At 34.5% G+C, this 19,998-nt stretch carries 17 protein-coding genes; 4 read left to right on the forward strand and 13 right to left on the reverse strand.

Annotated elements, in window-relative coordinates; translation table 11 throughout:
- Position 1: 1 nt before the first annotated feature.
- Together VI621_RS05825 and VI621_RS05830 are read right to left on the reverse strand one after the other, a co-directional pair.
- On the reverse strand, positions 2 to 940 hold the full coding sequence (locus tag VI621_RS05825; RefSeq protein WP_324217442.1) for an alpha/beta hydrolase: 939 nt from the start codon (positions 938 to 940) through the stop codon (positions 2 to 4).
- Between the two features lie 91 nt (positions 941 to 1,031).
- The gene (locus VI621_RS05830) at positions 1,032 to 1,883 is read right to left on the reverse strand and encodes an aldose 1-epimerase family protein (RefSeq protein ID WP_324217443.1); all 852 of its coding nucleotides are present in this window, start codon (positions 1,881 to 1,883) and stop codon (positions 1,032 to 1,034) included.
- Between the two features lie 101 nt (positions 1,884 to 1,984).
- Between VI621_RS05830 and VI621_RS05835 the strand changes: the two genes are divergently transcribed.
- From VI621_RS05835 to VI621_RS05845, 3 genes are all read left to right on the forward strand, one after another.
- A complete protein-coding gene (locus tag VI621_RS05835) occupies positions 1,985 to 2,266 on the forward strand; it encodes a hypothetical protein (protein ID WP_324217444.1) in 282 nt (93 codons plus the stop codon).
- Between the two features lie 153 nt (positions 2,267 to 2,419).
- Positions 2,420 to 4,690 carry a M1 family metallopeptidase gene (locus VI621_RS05840; protein WP_324217445.1) on the forward strand — a complete coding sequence of 757 codons (2,271 nt, stop codon included), beginning with the start codon at positions 2,420 to 2,422 and terminating at the stop codon, positions 4,688 to 4,690.
- 372 nt (positions 4,691 to 5,062) lie between these two features.
- The gene (locus tag VI621_RS05845) at positions 5,063 to 5,593 is read left to right on the forward strand and encodes a hypothetical protein (RefSeq protein ID WP_324217446.1); all 531 of its coding nucleotides are present in this window, start codon (positions 5,063 to 5,065) and stop codon (positions 5,591 to 5,593) included.
- Between the two features lie 78 nt (positions 5,594 to 5,671).
- On the opposite strand, the gene clpB is transcribed toward VI621_RS05845, so the two are convergent.
- Positions 5,672 to 8,278, reverse strand: coding sequence for an ATP-dependent chaperone ClpB (gene clpB, locus VI621_RS05850; protein ID WP_324217447.1), 2,607 nt, complete (start codon positions 8,276 to 8,278; stop codon positions 5,672 to 5,674).
- 118 nt (positions 8,279 to 8,396) lie between these two features.
- Here clpB and ytxJ point away from each other — a divergent pair, with 118 nt between their 5' ends.
- The gene (gene ytxJ, locus VI621_RS05855; RefSeq protein WP_324217448.1) at positions 8,397 to 8,786 is read left to right on the forward strand and encodes a bacillithiol system redox-active protein YtxJ; all 390 of its coding nucleotides are present in this window, start codon (positions 8,397 to 8,399) and stop codon (positions 8,784 to 8,786) included.
- Between the two features lie 57 nt (positions 8,787 to 8,843).
- Here ytxJ and VI621_RS05860 read toward each other — a convergent pair whose 3' ends face one another.
- The 10 genes from VI621_RS05860 to VI621_RS05905 form a co-directional block, all read right to left on the reverse strand.
- The gene (locus VI621_RS05860) at positions 8,844 to 10,583 is read right to left on the reverse strand and encodes an N-acetylmuramoyl-L-alanine amidase (RefSeq protein ID WP_324217449.1); all 1,740 of its coding nucleotides are present in this window, start codon (positions 10,581 to 10,583) and stop codon (positions 8,844 to 8,846) included.
- An 11-nt stretch (positions 10,584 to 10,594) separates the two neighbouring features.
- A complete protein-coding gene (locus VI621_RS05865) occupies positions 10,595 to 11,449 on the reverse strand; it encodes a hypothetical protein (RefSeq protein ID WP_324217450.1) in 855 nt (284 codons plus the stop codon).
- A 213-nt stretch (positions 11,450 to 11,662) separates the two neighbouring features.
- Positions 11,663 to 12,943, reverse strand: coding sequence for an argininosuccinate lyase (gene argH / locus VI621_RS05870; RefSeq protein WP_324217451.1), 1,281 nt, complete (start codon positions 12,941 to 12,943; stop codon positions 11,663 to 11,665).
- Positions 12,940 to 14,028: a M20 family metallo-hydrolase gene (locus VI621_RS05875; protein ID WP_324217452.1), complete on the reverse strand. Its 1,089-nt coding sequence runs from the start codon at positions 14,026 to 14,028 to the stop codon at positions 12,940 to 12,942. Before VI621_RS05875 ends, argH begins: the two co-directional genes overlap by 4 nt.
- Positions 14,025 to 14,813: an acetylglutamate kinase gene (argB, locus tag VI621_RS05880; RefSeq protein WP_324217453.1), complete on the reverse strand. Its 789-nt coding sequence runs from the start codon at positions 14,811 to 14,813 to the stop codon at positions 14,025 to 14,027. The genes VI621_RS05875 and argB overlap by 4 nt, the downstream gene beginning before the upstream one ends.
- Entirely contained in the window at positions 14,803 to 15,753 is a 951-nt protein-coding gene (locus VI621_RS05885; protein ID WP_324217454.1) for an N-acetylornithine carbamoyltransferase, read from the reverse strand. The genes argB and VI621_RS05885 overlap by 11 nt, the downstream gene beginning before the upstream one ends.
- Positions 15,754 to 15,759: 6 nt before the next feature.
- Positions 15,760 to 16,896 carry an aspartate aminotransferase family protein gene (locus VI621_RS05890; RefSeq protein WP_324217455.1) on the reverse strand — a complete coding sequence of 379 codons (1,137 nt, stop codon included), beginning with the start codon at positions 16,894 to 16,896 and terminating at the stop codon, positions 15,760 to 15,762.
- A gap of 12 nt (positions 16,897 to 16,908) precedes the next feature.
- The gene (gene argC / locus VI621_RS05895) at positions 16,909 to 17,886 is read right to left on the reverse strand and encodes an N-acetyl-gamma-glutamyl-phosphate reductase (RefSeq protein WP_324217456.1); all 978 of its coding nucleotides are present in this window, start codon (positions 17,884 to 17,886) and stop codon (positions 16,909 to 16,911) included.
- Entirely contained in the window at positions 17,879 to 19,069 is a 1,191-nt protein-coding gene (gene argG / locus VI621_RS05900) for an argininosuccinate synthase (protein WP_324217457.1), read from the reverse strand. The genes argC and argG overlap by 8 nt, the downstream gene beginning before the upstream one ends.
- Positions 19,066 to 19,689: a GNAT family N-acetyltransferase gene (locus VI621_RS05905; protein WP_324217458.1), complete on the reverse strand. Its 624-nt coding sequence runs from the start codon at positions 19,687 to 19,689 to the stop codon at positions 19,066 to 19,068. The genes argG and VI621_RS05905 overlap by 4 nt, the downstream gene beginning before the upstream one ends.
- Positions 19,690 to 19,998: the final 309 nt, after the last annotated feature.

Raw genomic sequence — 19,998 nt, forward strand, 5'->3', positions numbered from 1 at the left:
TTTAATTCTTATTTAAAAATTCAACAACTTTTATATTTATAATTTCCGACTGATCGATACTTAAGAAATGCCCGGCATCTTTGATAACCGCAGTTTCTACATTTGGAATAAATTTGTGTGCTTTTACGAATATTTTCTCATCATTTACTATATCCTGATCGCCAATCAAAACCATTACAGGAATTTTTAATGACCTTAAATTCTTTTCAGAAAATCGGGTCATATCTAACAATCGAGGTTTGCTGTTTCCATATTTGTAAGCCAGAAAAAGTTGGTTTTTAAACAGACTGTCAATTTTATCCGGTTCGGATGAAAAGGACTTAAAAAATTTCGTAAGACTTTTTTCGCTAGGATATAATTTAAGAACTAGTCCGGAAAGCACTTTCCCTAAATTTTGAATTCCGCCGAAAGTTTGAGCCGGACTTAGTAAAATCAGTTTTTTGATTTTGTTGTCAGGCTGCACCGCTAAATAGGTTGCCATCCATCCACCTCTTGACACACCCACCAAATTAATATTTTCCATCTGAAAATGATCAAAAATCTCATTATAAAAAATACCGGTTTCTTTATTAGTCAATTTAATGCGGTTTGCTACTGACTTTCCAGCTTCTAAAGGAAAATCGATTGCATAAACTCGATGTTCTTTACTAAATTCTTTTACATTGGGAAACCACATGGTAGAACTCGCATCAGTGCCATGAAACAAAATTACAGGCTCGCCGGTTTTTGGTCCGCAGATAATGACGTGGGCTAGTCCGTAACTGGTTAGCACATCAATTTCTTCAAAAGGAACATCCCATAATTTTAGTGTTAGATTATAGGAGTCTATATATTGGCTTTTTTCTTTTTTAGATGGGAAAACGTAATCTAGTGTTATTTTAGAACTGGAACATCCTGTTAACAAAATTATTAAAGTTAACAGAAGAAGTAAATTGCGCATAAGGGGATTTTAAATATAGAAAGTTTTATTTATATACGAACTTTAGTTGCTTTTAGTTCATTTTCCAAATATAGAAAATTGTTTTCATTGATTAGAAAATTTCAATGTTGAATTTTGCTTCAAATTTTTCTCCGGAATTCAGAATTTGAATGCCTTCTTTTTCAAACAAATTACCCGATTTTTCGATTGTATCGGAATAACCTAACCAAGGTTCAATGCAAATAAATGGCGCATTGTTTTTTGTCCAAATGCCCAAAGACGGAAAATCATCAAATCTGATACGAAGCAGCGGTATATTTTTCTCTATAATATCAACATATTTGGACTGTATTTTTTTTAAAATTAGAGCGTCATTTTTAAACAAAGAATAGGTAAGAGGCAGTGTGTTTTTTATCATTGGTAATTCAATCGTTTTATCAGAAATCAAATCATTTTCAAGCGGATAAACGACTAGTTTTTCTTCTTTTTCAAATAGAATCTGATAATCATCAAAAGCTTTTGATAAAGCAAATGCCGGATGCGCACCAATAGAAAAAGGCATTGCAAACGAGTTTTTATTAATGACGTGATAGACAATTTCTAAATCATTATCGAGTAGTATATAATGTATTTGCAATTCGAATTCAAAAGGATAACATCGCAACGTTTCCTCAGAATGAGTTAATGAAAAAACAACATGATTCTTGGAATTTTCGATTAATTCAAATTCCATATCTCGAGCAAAACCATGGCGGGATAAAGAATAAGTTTTTCCATTATACTCGTATTGATTGTTCTTTAAAGTTCCAACAATTGGAAATAAAACAGGGGAGTGTTTGCCCCAAAAAGCGGAATTTCCATCCCAAATATATTCTATTTCAGAACTATTTAGTAAAGAAACTAATTCGGCACCTTTATGGTTTATTGTGGCAATTAAATTGGAATTCGAAAGTGTTGTTATCAAGGTAATTTTAAATTTAAGGCTATTTGTGTTGATTTGTAAATATATTTCATTAATTTTATTTTAACCGCTTATCTTTTATTAAAAATTTAACTAAAACTATTATGAATACAAAATTCGAAATCATTGAAAAAGAAGTAATTGAAACACTTCATTTTCCAAAAACCGATGTTCTCGAAGATAAAGATGAAATTCAGCAAAGAAATTCAGAGTTAGAAAGAGCACTTTCATTGGGTAATTTAGAACATTCTAAAATTAAAATATTTTTTGAGGACAATGAATCTAAAAAGGTAGTTGAAACTACCGTTTGGGGAGTAACTGATAAAAGAGTAATCTTAAAGCAGGGTGTTGGTATTCCGATAAACAGAATATATAAAACAGTTTAGCATTATAAAAGTTTGAATAAAGACATTAACTTTCGTTGGTGTTTTTTTTTTTTTGTCTTTTTTAGTTGAATTAATTTTGACCAAAAAAGCGAAATTTTTGTAACAAAATATAGAAAAACGAGTCTTAAACTATTATCAATCAAAATAAACTATATGAAAAACAATTTTTTTAAAGCCAATTTGGTTTTGGCTTTATTCTTAGGAGCATTGTCACTAAAGGCACAACAAACTCCAACTGCTGCATCAGCAAATCCATCGGCTTCCAATTACAATTATCATGATGCTTTTGCACCACTTTTTTATACCAAAAATGGAACAAGCACACGTTCAGCAAGCGGTCAGCCAGGTGCTAAATATTGGCAAAACAGAGCGGATTATCAGTTAACTGCAAAATTAAATGATCAAACCAATGAGATTATTGGAACTGAAACACTGACTTACACCAATAACAGCCCCGATAAATTATCATTTTTATGGATGAACGTTGATCAAAATCTTTTCAAAAAAGACTCTCGCGGTAATGCGGTAATTCCTGTAACCGGAAGCCGTAATGGAGCAAGAGGAGAAGTTTTTGACGGAGGTCATAAAATAAAATCGATAAAAGTGGTTTCTATTATCGGCGGAAAATCTATCGAGAAAGAAGTGAAATTCGAAATTATTGATACCCGAATGCAAATTTTTCTTCCTCAGGAATTGAATGCTAACGGTGCAACTGTAAAACTAAAAATTGATTTTTCTTATATTTCTCCAAAATACGGTTCGGACAGAACAGGCGTTTTAGATACAAAAAATGGAAAAATTTTCACAATAGCACAATGGTATCCACGTATGTGCGTCTATGATGACGTGAAGGGATGGAATACACTTCCGTATTTAGGCGCAGGAGAGTTCTATCTTGAATATGGCGATTTTGATGTAAATATTACAGCACCGGCAAATCATATCGTAGTTTGTTCTGGTGAATTACAAAATCCTGCCGAAGTTTACACTACAGAGCAACAAAAACGTTGGACAGCAGCTGCAAATAGCGATAAAACGGTTATTATTCGTTCTGCTGAAGAAGTGACGAATGCAACGTCTCGTCCGTCTGGAAAATCGACATTGACTTGGAAATTTAAAATGAAAAACTCCCGTGATGTATCTTGGGCATCTTCGGCAGCATTTATTATAGATGCAGCTAAAATCAATTTGGCAAGTGGTAAAAAATCGTTGGCAATTTCGGCTTATCCTGTTGAAAGTAACGGTGGTAATGCATGGGAGCGTTCTACAGAATATACCAAAGCATCTATTGAAAATTATTCTAAAAGATGGTTTGAATATCCTTATCCAGCAGCAGTAAATGTGGCAGGGAATGAAGGCGGAATGGAATATCCTGGAATTGTTTTTTGCAGTTGGGAATCTAAAGGAGCCGATTTATGGGGTGTTACAGATCACGAATTTGGGCATATTTGGTTTCCTATGATTGTAGGTTCGAATGAACGTTTATTTGCCTGGATGGATGAAGGATTTAATACTTTTATTAACTCTTTGAGTTCAGTTGATTTTAATAAAGGGGAATACAAATCTCCAGTAACAGATATGCATCAAATGTCTGAAGCATTTACAAATCTTAAGATAGAACCAATCATAACGGCACCAGACGGTTTGAAGGAAGCTAATTTAGGAATATTAGCCTATTATAAGCCATCGATGGGATTGGTTATGTTAAGAGAGCAAGTATTAGGAGAAGCACGTTTCGATAATGCTTTAAGAACATATGTCGCTCGTTGGGCTTTTAAACATCCTACTCCGGATGATTTTTTCAGAACGATGGAGAATGTTTCCGGTGAAGATTTAAATTGGTTTTGGAGAGGTTGGTTTGTAAACAACTGGCGTTTAGATCAGGCGGTAACTAAAGTTAAATATGTGAAAAATGATCCAAAATTAGGTGCAGTTATTTCTATTGAAAATATGGAAAAGATGCCAATGCCGGTAATTTTAGATATAAAATATAAAAGTGGTGCTGTAAGTAGAGTTAAACTTCCGGTTGAAATTTGGGAACGGAATATCAGTTGGTCGTTCAAGCAGGCTTCAACTGAAGAAATTGAAACGATAACTTTAGACCCGGATCACGTTTTACCAGATGTAAATCCCGCTAATAATGTTTGGAGTTCAGGTAAGAGTGAATTAGAAAAAGACGTTATTTTAGATGGGTATTTAGGAAATTTTTCAAGTAAAATGATTCCTATAAAAATCACATTTACCGAAGATAATGGTGTGCTTGTAGCAAATGCAACTGGTCAGCCAGAATTGCATCTTGAATCTGCAGGGAAAGATAAGTTTGTATTTGAGCAAGCCGGTCTCATAATGCAGTTTAACGAAAGCAAAAACGAATTTACTTTGGGAGTTAACGGACAGAGTTTTTTATTTACGAGAGATAAATAATTTATAACTTTATTATAAATGAAAAAACACCAACTTTCAGTTCGTGTTTTTTTTTTTTGCGAATCAATTATCTGGTTCGCTTTGGCATAGGTTCGTAGTGGATATTCTTGCAAAAAAAACTGAAAAAAAACTAACTTATATTAACAAAACTTATTGAAACAATTAACTATATAGACTTAATAAAAATAGTAATTTTACTTAAGCAAATAAATATTTTTAAATGTAAACTTAAAACAATAAGTAGCTAATATTTTGAAAAACAGTTATGTATAGAAAAAAATAAAATAACAAAAAGGGGAAGAAAATAATAAGCCTTAGAAATTTTTTCTATAATATAGTCATTAACTGAATATTAATTTAAGAAAGAATATCATGAAATCACTTGTTATTGTTTTGTTTTTTTTGGGTTTAACCACCTTATCTTATTCTCAAGATAAAAAAGGCGGTGATGGAAGTATGAAAGCGGAAGAATTACCAGAAGTTGTAATAAAAAGTGCGGGAAAAGATTTTTCTGTATACTTACCGGACAGAAACCCAGATGAAAAAGTAAGACGTCTCCAAGAAAAATTCATTTCCTATGACCTAGGAAAAGATTATGAGGGGTTTGATACGTACTTGGTAACTATGGAAGTTAAAAATGGCTTATTGGCAGCAACTTATAATGAAAATGGAAAATTAATTAGTGTTGTTGAAAATTATAAAAATGTAAAACTTCCAAGTGAAGTAATTTACTCTGTTTATAAAACATTCCCTGGTTGGAAAATTGTAAACGACAAATTTCTATACTCTCAAGAGGATGGCGATATTGTTAAAAAAGAGTATAAACTTAAGATTAAAAAAGATAAAGAAACACGTAGTTTAGTCGTTCATCCTAATGGAGAAATTTTGAAAGGAATCGACTAAAAAACATTTAAAAACTAATTAAAAAAAAGAGGTTTAGTATTAAAATGGTACTAAACCCCTTTTCTTTTCAAATCTTTTTTATTGCAAAACTAAATCTGTTTGATTTCTAAAAACCAATTTTCCGTCAAATTCATCAATCAAAATAACGCTATCCGTTTTAATTGTTCCGGCTAATATTTCTTTTGATAATTCATTTAATACTTCTCTCTGAATCACCCGTTTTACAGGTCGTGCGCCAAATTGCGGATCATATCCTTTTTTAGCTAAATATTTAACAGCTTCCGGTGTAGAATCCATGGTGATGTTTTGCTGTGCCAGCATTTTAGTTACTGATTTCAGCTGTAGTTCTACAATTCGCTGGATGTTTTTATTGGTTAATGGTGTGAACATCACAATTTCATCAATACGGTTAATGAACTCAGGACGAACTGTTTGTTTTAACAATCCTAAAACCTCTGCTTTTGCTGCTTCAGTTGCTGCTTCGATATTTCCTTTTAAGTTCTCGAATTTTTCTTGTATAATCTGGCTTCCCATATTGGATGTCATGATGATAATCGTGTTTTTAAAATCAGCCAAACGTCCTTTGTTGTCTGTCAAGCGTCCTTCATCCAATACTTGCAATAAGATATTAAACGTGTCCGGATGTGCTTTTTCAATCTCATCGAGCAACACAACAGAGTATGGTTTTCTGCGAACTGCTTCGGTTAATTGTCCCCCTTCGTCATAACCGACATATCCCGGAGGAGCACCTACCAATCGGCTTACACTGTGGCGTTCTTGGTATTCACTCATATCAATTCGGGTCATTGCATTTTCATCATCGAACAAATATTCTGCTAAGGCTTTCGCTAATTCGGTTTTTCCCACACCAGTTGTTCCCAAGAATAGAAAGGTTCCTACCGGTTTTTTCATGTCTTGTAATCCAGCCCGGCTTCTTCGTACCGCATCACTAACGGCTTCGATTGCTTCTTCCTGACCAACGACGCGTCTGTGTAATTCATCTTCAAGTTTTAAGAGTTTTTCTTTTTCACCCTGAAGCATTTTCATAACTGGAATTCCGGTCCATTTTGCCACTACTTCGGCAATATCTTCCCGTGTTACTTCTTCTTTTATCAAAGATTTTCCCGATTGATTTTCTTGTAATTGTTTCAGTAAAACATCCAAACGTTCTTGTGCTTCTTTGATTTTTCCGTAACGGATTTCGGCAACTTTCCCATAATCACCATCGCGTTCGGCACGTTCGGCTTCATATTTAAAATTTTCAATTTCAGTTTTTATAGCCTGAATGTTATCTACAACATCTTTTTCAGATTTCCATTTGGCATATAATTCATTACGGTCTTCTTTTAAATTGGCTAAATCCAATCCAAGCACTTTCAATTTATTTTCGTCTTTTTCACGTTTAATGGCTTCGATTTCAATTTCCAATTGCATTATTTTCCGATCCAAAACGTCTAATTCTTGAGGTTTAGAATTGATTTCCATGCGTAATTTTGAAGCTGCTTCATCCATTAAATCAATGGCTTTGTCAGGAAGAAAACGATTGGTGATATAGCGTTGCGATAATTCGACAGCCGCAATAATCGCATCATCTTTTATCTGAACCTTATGATGGGTTTCGTATTTTTCTTTAATACCACGCAAAATCGAAATCGCACTTTCGGTATCTGGTTCGTCGACCAAGATTTTCTGGAAACGACGTTCTAATGCTTTGTCTTTCTCGAAATATTTTTGATATTCATCCAATGTTGTGGCGCCAATAGCACGCAGTTCACCACGAGCCAAAGCAGGTTTTAGAATGTTTGCTGCATCCATGGCACCTTCGCCACCCCCGGCACCAACTAATGTATGGATTTCATCAATAAATAAAACGATATCCCCTTCGGCAGAGGTTACTTCTTTCACAACGGATTTCAAACGCTCTTCAAATTCCCCTTTGTATTTGGCACCGGCTATTAACGCACCCATATCGAGAGAGAAAATAATTTTATCTTTAAGATTATCGGGTACATCTCCATCTACAATTCGATGGGCCAATCCTTCGGCAATAGCCGTTTTACCAACACCCGGTTCGCCGACTAACATAGGATTGTTTTTGGTTCGTCGGGTTAGTATTTGTAACACACGGCGAATTTCCTCATCACGACCAATTACAGGGTCGAGTTTACCATCTTTTGCTAGTTCGTTGAGGTTTTTGGCATATTTGTTCAAAGCATTATAGGTTTCTTCTGCCGAAGCGGAGGTCACTCTTTCGCCTTTTCGTAATTCATCGATAGCCATTTGTAAGGCTTTTTCTGTTACGCCTTGGTCTTTTAATATTTGGGCGACTTTACTTTTTGATTTGAAGATAGCAATGATTAAATGTTCAATCGAAACATATTCATCCGTCATTTTTTTTGCAATATTATTGGCTTCCAGCAATGAATTATTGGCATCACGAGACAACATCAATTCCCCGCCGGAAACTTTTGGAAAACTTTGAACCGTACTGTCTAAAATCTGTTTGAACAGATTCACATTTACATTCAATTTTTTCAAAATGAATGGTGCTACATTTTCATCAACTTCCAGAATGCCTTTAAATATATGTTCATTCTCAATTTGTTGTTGACCAAAGCCTTGAGCAATTTGTTGCGCTTGCTGAATGGCTTCCTGCGATTTAATTGTAAAATTATTTAAGTTCATAGCTGTAATGTTTTAACTTTGCTGATAGGAGTTCAATTTATATTCCAATACGTAAAATCTGACAAAATGTCTGTTTGCGAATCAGTTGCAAAGACAAAATGTCCTAAAATAAGACAAAATGAGTATTCTTAAAAACTTTTTTGGTAATTCGAGTGAAGAGAATCAACCTTCAAAAATTAATTGGATTCCATTGACTGATTTAGATCAGTTGAATGAAATTAGTGTTGCTTCGAACGAAAAACCAATGGTCATTTTCAAGCACAGTACAAGGTGTAGTATCAGTCGAATGGCTTTGAAACAGTTTGAAAATGAGTATGCCTTAACTGATGATGAAGTTACGATTTATTTTTTGGATTTGTTGTCTTTTCGGGATATTTCTAATGCAATTGCCACTCGTTTTCAAGTGGAACATCAATCGCCACAGTTAATTTTAATCAAAGAAGAAAAAGTAATTTATAATGCTTCGCATAGCGATATTGATGCAGAGACTTTAAAAAATAAATTATAATAAAAAAAGCTCTTCAAATACGGTCAAGAGCTTTTTATTTTAATGTAAAATCGGGAACTATTTTTTTATAATTCTCTTATTGTATTCTTTTCTGTCAACAACGATTTTAACTAAATAAATGCCACTCGGCAGATGTTTAATGTCGATATGATTATTATATGTTTCGTCTGACGAAGTTGATTTTGAAGTATAAACATTTTGACCATTTAGATTAAAAATAGTAATATCTAAAACTTTGTTTAGGGCATTATCAATATTTAAATAAAAATCACCATTGGATGGATTTGGATAAATGGCTATTTCATTTTTATACGTTTCCGTTTCACTAGCAATTCTTGCACCAATACAACTTATAGCCGTTGCAGAAACAGTTCCATTAGCGTTGGCAGTATTTCCTACGCTATTTTTTGCCACCATCGAAAACGTATAAGTAGAACCAGCAGTAATTAAATACGTATTTAAAAATTGCGTACCGGTTACATTACTTGCGTAAAGATTACCATTTCTATAAATATCATAAGCTGTTGCACCTGCCGAAGCGGTCCAAGTCAAATTAATTCTGCTTGTAGTGGTAGCACAATCTGGAGTTGCAGTTAGGGTAAATGCTCCGGGAGGACAACTTATTGCGGTTACTGGTAAAGTGCCATTTGAATTTGCAGTTTGACCAATATTGTTTTTTGCTTTAACCGAATAGGTATAAATAGTTCCACCAGCAATTAAATAGGTATTTAAAAATTGAGTTCCAACAATATCACTTGCATAAAGAGAGCCATTTCTATAAATATCATACGACGTAGCATTTGCAGAAGCAGTCCAGGTTAATTTTATTTGACTGGTTGCTGTAGCATTACATTCTGGAGTTAGCGTAAGTGTAAATGCTCCGGGAACAGCACAATTTATAGCTGTTACAGACAAAGTTCCGTTTGAATTTCCGACTTGAGTAGGAGAAGTGTTTTTTGCTTTTACAGAATAAGTATAGCCAGTACCAGCTGTTACGGCGGTATTGATAAATTGTGTGCCTGTCACATTAGTATATAAAGCACCATTTCTATAAATATCATATGAAGTTGCATTTGCCGAAGCCGTCCAGGTAAGATTTACTCTACTGGTTGTTGAGGAACATTCCGGAGTTGCAGTTAACGAAAATGTTCCCGGAATAGCTGCACTGCAAGTAAGATTTAAATTGGATTTGAATGCATTAAAATAAGCTAAAGCAAATTTATCTCTCCAAGTAGTACTGGTCAATTTTGCAGCATCAGTTGTCGTGTCAACAAAACCAATTTCATTTAAACAAGCAGTAGCCGACGAATATCTCAAAACTCCAAGATGATAAGCTAAAAAACTATTGTCTTCCACGCATCTTCTGTTATTCCAAACTCCATTTGTAACCATATCGGCCTGAATTTTTGTTGCAAAGGCAATGTCCGGAGCCGTATTGGTATCGCTATCGGTGCAGTAAAAAGTTTCTGTTCCGGTTCCGCCTCCTGCATTACAGTGAATACTCAAAAATCTATCCGCATTCCAATTGTTAGACATAAGCGCTCTTTGATTCACGGAAATCCAACTGTTTAAATTGGTAGTTCGTGTCATTTGAGCAGTCCATGTGCAACTGTTTTGGATTAATGTTTTGGTTCTTAAACCTACTTCTAGTGAAGTTTCAATTTCGATAGCCGTTCTTCCGTCAGGATTATTACTCACTGTTGCGCCATAACCATGACCCGGATCAATAACTATAATTTGAGCGTTCGCTGTAAAAGAGAGCAGGATTACAATTAAAAATAAGTATATTTTTTTCATAAGTAGCTATATTATAATTTGATTCTTGAAGTAAATATTTGACCCGTTTTATCATCAGCATAAATTATTTTGTCTCCATCGTAAAAACTTGGAAACATTTCAAATACTTCTTCTGAATTAGTGATTTTTGTAGTTTTTGAAGTAGCAGCGTTAAATAAATACAATTCTGAATTGCTTATTTCATGACCATCTTTACTTTCGTCTAAAAAGCCAATAAGATATTTATCGTCTTTTGACCAGGAAGTTGCTATTCCGGTTCCGATTTTAGTAATTAATCCGGAACCATCGGTATTATAAACATAAATATCAGAACCATTATGGACGGCTACTTTCTTTTTGTCATTTGATAAAATAGCGTTGTAAAATTGACCTTCATCATTGGTAACAACCCAAGATTTTGATGTTTTTAAATCTTTCGCTTCAATTTTCAAAGTAGACAAATTGGTATAAATCACAATTCCAGTACCTTTTTCTTGGCCATTAAATGAAGGCAAATAATTATGATTAATATCTAAATGCTTTTTAATCAGCTTTGTTTTAATCGTATAACTTTTTACTTCTGAATTGGCAACATAATCGTTTTCTTTTTTTTCTTTGAAGAAAATGGTTTTTCCATCATTTGACCAACTATATCCGTAACCACTTCCCGAAACTCTGGAAATTTGGGTTGTCTTTTTGGTTTTCATGTTCAATAAATAAACGCCATTAAAATTCAAACCAGTCAATAAAGTATAATTTCCAGTGGGCGAAACCAAAGGATTTGTATAAAAACCCTTGACAGGAATTTTTCTGACTTCCGATAAATTTTGAGAATAACTACCCAAACCAATGAGTAATAAACAAATTGTAATAAGATATTTTTTCATAGTTTTTTTGGAAAAAAAATTAGTATTCTATAAATCTATAAAAAATATATAGAATATGATAAAATATTTATTAACAAATAGTTATGAGTAAAAGTTTTACAAATTATTTTATACAAAAAACGCTTTCAAATTTTGAAAGCGTTTTTTTAAATCTAAAAATTTAGGTTTATCGCTTGAGTCAATTTCTTGAAATGTAGTCCAAGAGCCATTTTTTTAAAAGGATTGATCCATCTTTTGTCTGATTTCTTTTAAACATAAATTATTGATACTTCCTTCATGCGTGTGTGTAGTGGTTTTAGGAACTTTAAAGATGCCGCTTTCAAGTTGTTCCGCAACCATTTTATAGGCATCTCTAAAAGGAATTCCCTGTATGACCAATTCATTTAAAGTATCAACCGTAAATAAATAATTGTACTTGGAATCATTCAGAATCGTGTCTTTTACCTTGATATCCTGAATCGCATAATGTGCCATTGATAAACAGGATTTCAGGTTTTCAATAGCGGGAAACAATCCTTCTTTCAAAAGCTGAAAATCCCTGTGATAACCACTTGGCAAATTGTTGGTAATTAAGGTCAATTCATAAGGTAAACTTTGAATTTTGTTCGATTTCCCACGAATTAATTCGAAAATATCAGGGTTTTTTTTGTGTGGCATGATGCTGGAACCGGTTGTTAAATGACCTGGTAACGAAATAAAATCAAAATTCTGACCTAAATACAAACATACGTCCATTGCTAATTTTGACAAAGTTCCCGCAACACTGCTCATCGCAAATGCTACCGTTTTTTCCGATTTTCCACGGCTCATTTGTGCAGCAACCACATTATATTTTAAGGTTGCAAAATCCAATGCTTCTGTCGTGAAAGTTCTGTCGATGGGAAAAGAACTGCCATAACCGGCTGCAGAACCCAACGGATTCTGATCGACTATTTTTAAAGCAGCATTTAACATGGTAATATCATCAATCAGACTTTCGGCATAAGCAGAAAACCACAATCCAAAAGAAGATGGCATGGCCACCTGCAAATGGGTATATCCCGGAAGCAAAATGTTTTTATTTTTCTCTGCCAATTCCATTAATAGGTCAAAAAGTTCTTTTACCAATGCTTTGATATTGATGATTTCATCTTTTAAATACAAATGCATATCAACTAAAACCTGATCGTTTCTGGAACGTGCCGTATGGATTTTCTTTCCGGTATCACCCAATTTTTCGATAAGCAGGTATTCGATTTTTGAATGGACATCTTCAAAAGTATCCTCAATTACAAAAGAATCATTTTTTATTGTAGAAAGAATATTTTCTAATGCTAAAATCAAATCAGTTGCTTCCTGTTCAGTAATCAAACCTACTTTACTTAACATTTTTGCATGTCCAATGGAACCCAGAACATCATATTTTGCTAAAATAACATCTAATTCTCTGTCATTTCCAACGGTAAATTGTTCTATTTTTTGATCCGTCGGAATTCCTTTTTCCCATAGTTTCATAGCGTTGTTGTTTTATTTTGATTTAAAAAATCCGAAAGTATTTTGATATACAATTGAATTCCTTCTTCGATTTCGTTAATATAAATAAATTCATCAGCAGTGTGCGAACGCAATGAATTTCCCGGACCCAATTTTAAGGATTGACAACTCAAAACCGATTGATCCGATAGCGTAGGGGACCCGTATGTAGTGCGTCCAAGTTCAATTCCGGCCTGTACTAATCCATGATTTTTATCGATGGAAGAAGCATTTAAGTGCATAGAACGTGGTTTTACGGTTGCTTTTACATTTTGGACAACAGTTTCAAAAATTTCCTGATTATTGTATTTATCATTCACACGAATATCTACAACCAAATGACATTCCGATGGAACTACATTGTGTTGTTTTCCGGCATTGATTTGTGTAACGGTCATTTTTATAGGACCTAATATTTCAGAAACTTTCTCGAAAGTATAGTTCCTGAACCACTCAATGATTTCTATTGCGTTATAAATTGGGTTGTCGTTATTAAGATGTGCCGCATGACTGGCTGTTCCCGGAACGATTACATCTAAAACCAATAACCCTTTTTCGGCTATGGCCAATTGCATTTCGGTAGGTTCCCCCACAACGGCGCAATCCAGTTTAGGCAAATGTTGTAGTACACTGTTTAAACCTTTCGACCCGCTATTTTCTTCTTCCGCGGAAGCAACTAGTACTAAATTATGCGATAGATTTTCCTGCTTGTAGAAATGAGTGAAAGTTGCTAATAGCGAAACCAGGCAACCGCCCGCATCGTTACTTCCTAATCCGAAAATTTTCCCGTCTTCTTCAATTGCCGAGAAAGGATCTAAGGCATAACCCTGATTCGGTTTTACCGTATCATGATGAGAATTCAATAATAATGTAGGTTTTGATTTGTCAAAATGGAAATTATAAGCCCAAATGTTATTGTTTTCTCTTTCAAAAGGAATTTTATTATCGTTGAACCAGTCTGCTATTAAGACCGCAGTTTTATCTTCTTCACCTGAAAAAGAGGGTGTTTCAATGAGTTTTTTTAATAATGTTATGGCTTCGGTTGTTACTATTTCGATTGATTTCATAGGCTGATAGTTGTGTAAATGGAATCTTGTTTTGTAATTACGGAATGATGCCCAATAATAATATTTTGAACTCCTTTTGATAACGCATAAAAACAATTGTCAAGCTTTGGAATCATTCCGGAATGGATGGCGCCTTTTTCGAGTAAATCTTTATAATCTGATCGATTAATATTCAAAATAACGGAATTTTCATCTTCCGTATTTGCTAAAACACCTTGCTTTTCAAAACAATATATAAGTTTTACATTGTAATATTTAGATAAAGAAATAGCTAGTTCACTGGCAATGGTATCGGCATTTGTGTTTAAAAGCTGACCCTCTCCATCATGTGTAATAGCACAAAACACAGGAACCATATTTTGTTCGATTAATTTAAAAAGCAAATCACTATTCACAGAAATTACATCACCGACAAATCCAAAATCGGTTACTATGTTATCTTTTTTTTTAGATAGAATCAGATTTCCATCGACACCGCTCAATCCGATAGCTAGATTTTGTAAGGCGATAAGTTGCGCCGTTATTTTTTTGTTTAATAAGCCGGCATACGTCATTACAACAACATCGAGCATTGCATTATCAGTAATTCTTCTTCCATCAATCATTTCAGGTTTAAGACCTAATTTTTCAGCGATTCGACTGGCTTCTTTTCCACCTCCGTGAACCAATAGTTTTGGGCCTTCAATTTTAGAAAAATCATTCAATACTTTGGCTAACGAAATCGGATCGTCGATTATATTTCCTCCAATTTTAATGATGGTTAATGCCAGTTTATTAGTCTTCATTTCTTAATATTTTTGTCAGTATGGCTTGTGCCGCATAGGTTCTGTTATTTGCCTGCGGAATTACAATAGAACTGTCGCTATCCAACACCGCATCACTTACAATTTGATTTCTTCTTACCGGTAAACAATGCATAAATTTAGCTTTATTTGTCAGCGCCATTTTTTCGGGATTAACTGTCCAGGACAAATCACGGGAAAGGATTTGCCCATAATCGTTATAATTACTCCAGTTTTTGGCATAGATAAAATCGGCATCTTTGAAAGCATCATTTTGGTCATGATTAATCAGGCTATTTTTCGTCACTTCCGGATTTAATTCATACCCTTGTGGATGCGTGATTACGAAATCAACATCGGCCAATTGCATCATTTTTACAAACGAATTAGGAACCGCATGTGGCAAAGCTTTTGGATGTGGCGCCCATGTTAAAACCACTTTTGGTCTTTTCTTGGTTTGATATTCGCGAATGGTTATAATATCGGCAATAGCCTGTAACGGATGCTCTGTTGCACCTTCTAAACTAATTACGGGAACTGTAGCATATTTTGCAAACGAGTTAATCACCTGATCTTCTTCATCTTTTTCCTTATCTGTTAAAGACGGAAAACTACGAATCGCAATAACGTCACAATATTGAGAAATTACCTGAGCGGCTTCCTTGATATGTTCGGCTTTGTTTCCGTCCATGATGGCACCGTCTTCAAATTCTAAACTCCAGCCTTCGGTGTTTAGATTCATCGTAATGCAGTGCATCCCTAAATTGGCAGCTGCTTTTTGAGTGCTTAATCGGGTTCTTAAACTCGGATTGAAGAATAACATTCCTAAGGTTTTGTTTTCTCCAATGGCTTTGTTGGCATAGGGATTGGCTTTGATTTGTTTCGCTAATAATATAAGTGCATCCAAATCTTCGATCTGATTTACTGATGTGAAATGTTTCATTCTAATTTAATTTAATGTTGCTAATGCTTTTTTCAATCCTTTGACAAAGAAATCAATGTCTGAATTTGTGATTATCAATGGAGGAAGAATACGCAACAAGTTTTTTTGCGACGCACTTCCTGTGAAGATGAACTCCTCATAAATTAGTTTTTTACGCAATTCGCTGATGTCAAAATCAAATTCTAACCCCAGCATTAATCCTTTTCCTTTGATTTTTTTGATTTCGGGAAATTGTTTCATCTGACTGATGAAATATTCATTTTGGACGTTTACATTGTCCATCAGATTTTCACTTTCAATCGTTTCCAACACAGAAATTGCCGCGGCACAAGCCAAATGATTCCCTCCAAATGTGGTTCCTAACAATCCATGAGAAGCTTTAAATTCCGGGCTGATAAGTATTCCGCCAATTGGAAAACCATTTCCCATTCCTTTAGCCATCGAAATAATATCAGGTTGAATTCCATTATGTTGGTGTGCAAAGAATTTCCCCGAACGACCAAATCCGCTTTGGATTTCATCTAAAATTAAAATCACGTTATTGGCTTTACAGCTATTTTGAAGCGCTTGAAAAAACTCGGTAGTTCCTTCGTCCAATCCGCCAACGCCTTGAATTCCTTCAATGATTACGGCACAAACATTGTTTTTAGCGATTTCGGTTTCTACCAAAGTAATGTCGTTCAATGGCAAAAAGACCACTTCGTGATTATTGTTTATTGGAGCGACAATCGATGGGTTATCGGTTACCGCAACCGCTGCTGACGTACGCCCGTGAAAAGCATTTTTGAAAGCAATAATTTTTGATTTCTTATTATGAAAAGATGCCAGTTTTAAAGCATTTTCATTGGCTTCGGCTCCCGAGTTGCATAAGAATAAGGAGTAATCGGTATAACCTGAAACTTCAGTTATTTTTTTGCCTAAATTTTCCTGAATTGGATTTAAAATAGAGTTGGAATAAAACCCGATTTTTTGAACCTGCTCCGTTATTGCTTTTACATAAGCAGGATGGGAGTGGCCAATAGAAATTACGCCATGCCCTCCGTAGAAGTCAAGGTATTCCTGGTTGTTTTCGTCCCAAACTTTTGCGCTTAATGCCTTGGTTGGTGTGATGTTATATACTGGATAAACGTTGAATAAATTCATTGGTTATAATTATTAAAAATTACCTGATTTTAGTTTTAAACCTGTTTTTTCGTCAAGGCCAAACATCAGATTCATATTCTGGATGGCTTGTCCGGAAGCCCCTTTGATGAGGTTGTCAATTATCGATGTGATTAAAAGATAATCCTCTTTTTTAGCCAGAGATATGATGCATTTGTTGGTCTGAACGACTTGTTTTAAATGTATGTTTTCGGTGGTTACCACTACAAAAGGTTCATTTTTATAAAAATCCTCATATTGTTTTACAATGGTTTCCAATGACGTTTCTGTTTTTGTATAAAGCGTTGCAAATATGCCACGGGTAAAATCACCACGATTTGGAATAAACAATAACTCCTGGTCAAAACCAATTTGTGTTTGGAATAAGCTTTGATTGATTTCGCCCAAATGCTGATGTTCAAATGCCTTATAATGTGACATATTGTTGTTACGCCAACTGTGATTTGAAGTTTCAGAAGGTTGTGCGCCAGCTCCCGTACTTCCTGTTGTAGCGTTAACGTGAACACTATTTTTCAATTCATTATTTTTCGCCAAAGGCAATAAAGCCAATTGTATAGCAGTTGCAAAACAACCTGGATTAGCAATGAATTGCGCTTTTTTTATTTCAGCTTTATTCAGTTCCGGTAATCCGTAAATAAATGTATCATCTTTAAAATCAGCATCTTCCGTTAAACGGAAATCATTCCCTAAATCAATGATACGGGTATGTTTTTCAAAATTATTTTTGGATAAAAACTCCTTTGATTTTCCATGACCTAAACACAGAAATACAATGTTTACGCTAGGATTGACAGTATCAGTAAACACAAGCTCAGTTTCACCAAGTAAATCCTGATGCACCATCGTGATTGGTTTACCAGCATTGGTAGTGCTGTAAACAAAATCTACTGTCGTATTGGGATGATTATTCAGCAAACGCAACAATTCCCCTGCGGTGTAGCCCGATCCTCCTATAATACCAACCTTAATCATAATCCAAATGATTTACCTGTGAATAAATAGTTTGTGCATTCCCCAAAATTTTGATAAAACCTTTCGCATCGTCAGCAGTCCAGGCATTATTCATTTCACCATATTGCCCAAATTGGGAGTTCATTAAATCATGAGCGGATTCGATTCCGTCTAAAGTAAAATGATAAGGTTTTAGCGTAACCGTAACTTTTCCGGTGACCATTTTTTGCGTATCTGTGAGAAATATTTCAATATTACGCATCACGGGATCTAAAAATTGTCCTTCATGGAAAAGCATTCCATACCAGTTTCCCAGTTGTTCTTTCCAGTATTGTTGCCATTTTGAAAGTACATGTTTCTCTAACAAATGATGTGCTTTTATAATAATTATTGGCGCAGCGGCTTCAAAACCAACTCTTCCTTTAATACCAATAATGGTATCGCCCACGTGCGTATCTCTGCCAATAGCAAAGGCACTTGCTATTTCTTCTAATTTGATAATATTGTTTGTGGGGATGTCCTTTTTACCATCGATACTTATCAATTCCCCTTTTTCAAATTCTAAAACAACTTTTTCCGGAGTTTCCTTTTTTAATTGTGAAGGAAAAGCTTCTTCGGGCAAAGGAAGGTTAGAAGTTAGCGTTTCTTTACCGCCGATACTTGTTCCCCAAATTCCTTTATTAATGGAATACTGCGCTTTTTCCCAAGAGTAGGAAACACCATTTTGCTGTAAAAATTCGACTTCCTCTTGTCTGGACAACTTTAAATCTCTGATTGGAGTAATAATCTCTATTTCTGGCGCAATGGTTTGAAAAATCATGTCAAAACGAATTTGGTCGTTTCCGGCCCCGGTACTTCCATGTGCTATTGCGGAGGCTCCATTCTTTTTAGCATATTTTATAACTTCCAAAGCCTGAAAAACACGCTCGGCACTTACTGAAAGGGGATAGGTATTGTTTTTAAGCACATTACCAAAAACCAGATATTTTATTGCTTTATCATAATATTTTTGAATAATATCAAGGTTTACGTGTTGCGTGCTGCCCAATTCATAAGCTCTTTTTTCAACAGCTTTGAGTTCTTCCTTAGTAAAACCTCCTGTGTTTACCAGAACAGTATGAATTTCAAATCCTTTGTTGATTAAATACTTAAGACAGTACGAAGTATCTAAACCGCCACTGTAGGCTAAAATTACTTTTTTCATTTTTTTATTTTTAAGAAAAGAGCCTGCTTGATGCTTTTTAATCTGGCAAGTACTTTTTTATTAAACGGATGTTTTTCTTTTTGATTTTTTGTCTCTTTAGGATCATATAGCATTCCGGTACAGAGACACATTTTATTTTCTTTGCTTTGAAGAATTTCAAAATTGGTACATGTTTTACAGCCAGCCCAAAAACTCGGGTCGTCTGTAAGTTCTGAAAAGGGAACCGGACGATATCCTAAATCGGAATTGATTTTCATAACCGCTAAACCTGTGGTAATTCCAAAAATTTTAGCGGCTGGATATTTTTTGAGGGAATAGTCAAAAACAAAGGTTTTTATTTTTTTGGCCAATCCCAAGTGTCTGTAATCAGGATGCACAATTAATCCCGAATGGGCCACAAATTTTCCGTGTTGCCAACTTTCGATATAGCAAAATCCTGCAAAATTGTCATTCTCTAAAGCGATAATTGCTTCTTGTTGGTCAATTTTTTTACGAACATACTCAGGTGTTCTTCTGGCAATTCCCGTACCTCTTTGAAGTGCTGAAACTTCAATGGTATCGCAAATTTCCTGTGCATAATGGTAATGCTCTTTTTGAGCAATAGCAATGGTTACATTCATGATTAAAGATAATGAAAAAAAATAATAATTGAAGATTGGATATTGGTAATCAGTAGTTTAGAACAATATCGATTGTTCTAAATGAAAAGAAGTAAGCCTTACCGCCTTATTGTAATAGTTACAAACGGAAAAGAATAAATAATAAAAATACTATTGATACAAAAAGTCGGGAATGATAAAATAGATAGTTCCAAAATAAGGAAATGAAAAATGAATAACAATATGAAAAACTCGGGTACTAGAATGTTGACCGCTCTGACCGTAAAGATAGGGTCAGGGTTTTCCGTGTAGAAAAGTTAATAAGTAACT

The sequence above is a fragment of the Flavobacterium sp. genome, from assembly GCF_035292545.1.
Taxonomy (GTDB): Bacteria; Bacteroidota; Bacteroidia; order Flavobacteriales; family Flavobacteriaceae; genus Flavobacterium.

What these genes read in the sequence shown, in the direction of transcription:
- VI621_RS05860 (WP_324217449.1), bottom strand. Translation starts at nt 10,583, where the DNA reads ATGAAAAAAATATACTTATTTTTAATTGTAATCCTGCTCTCTTTTACA.
- ytxJ (WP_324217448.1), top strand. Translation starts at nt 8,397, where the DNA reads ATGAGTATTCTTAAAAACTTTTTTGGTAATTCGAGTGAAGAGAATCAA.
- VI621_RS05865 (WP_324217450.1), bottom strand. Translation starts at nt 11,449, where the DNA reads ATGAAAAAATATCTTATTACAATTTGTTTATTACTCATTGGTTTGGGT.
- argH (WP_324217451.1), bottom strand. Translation starts at nt 12,943, where the DNA reads ATGAAACTATGGGAAAAAGGAATTCCGACGGATCAAAAAATAGAACAA.
- VI621_RS05825 (WP_324217442.1), bottom strand. Translation starts at nt 940, where the DNA reads ATGCGCAATTTACTTCTTCTGTTAACTTTAATAATTTTGTTAACAGGA.
- VI621_RS05875 (WP_324217452.1), bottom strand. Translation starts at nt 14,028, where the DNA reads ATGAAATCAATCGAAATAGTAACAACCGAAGCCATAACATTATTAAAA.
- VI621_RS05845 (WP_324217446.1), top strand. Translation starts at nt 5,063, where the DNA reads ATGAAATCACTTGTTATTGTTTTGTTTTTTTTGGGTTTAACCACCTTA.
- VI621_RS05885 (WP_324217454.1), bottom strand. Translation starts at nt 15,753, where the DNA reads ATGAAACATTTCACATCAGTAAATCAGATCGAAGATTTGGATGCACTT.
- VI621_RS05905 (WP_324217458.1), bottom strand. Translation starts at nt 19,689, where the DNA reads ATGAATGTAACCATTGCTATTGCTCAAAAAGAGCATTACCATTATGCA.
- VI621_RS05840 (WP_324217445.1), top strand. Translation starts at nt 2,420, where the DNA reads ATGAAAAACAATTTTTTTAAAGCCAATTTGGTTTTGGCTTTATTCTTA.
- VI621_RS05890 (WP_324217455.1), bottom strand. Translation starts at nt 16,896, where the DNA reads ATGAATTTATTCAACGTTTATCCAGTATATAACATCACACCAACCAAG.
- argG (WP_324217457.1), bottom strand. Translation starts at nt 19,069, where the DNA reads ATGAAAAAAGTAATTTTAGCCTACAGTGGCGGTTTAGATACTTCGTAC.
- VI621_RS05835 (WP_324217444.1), top strand. Translation starts at nt 1,985, where the DNA reads ATGAATACAAAATTCGAAATCATTGAAAAAGAAGTAATTGAAACACTT.
- clpB (WP_324217447.1), bottom strand. Translation starts at nt 8,278, where the DNA reads ATGAACTTAAATAATTTTACAATTAAATCGCAGGAAGCCATTCAGCAA.
- argB (WP_324217453.1), bottom strand. Translation starts at nt 14,813, where the DNA reads ATGAAGACTAATAAACTGGCATTAACCATCATTAAAATTGGAGGAAAT.
- argC (WP_324217456.1), bottom strand. Translation starts at nt 17,886, where the DNA reads ATGATTAAGGTTGGTATTATAGGAGGATCGGGCTACACCGCAGGGGAA.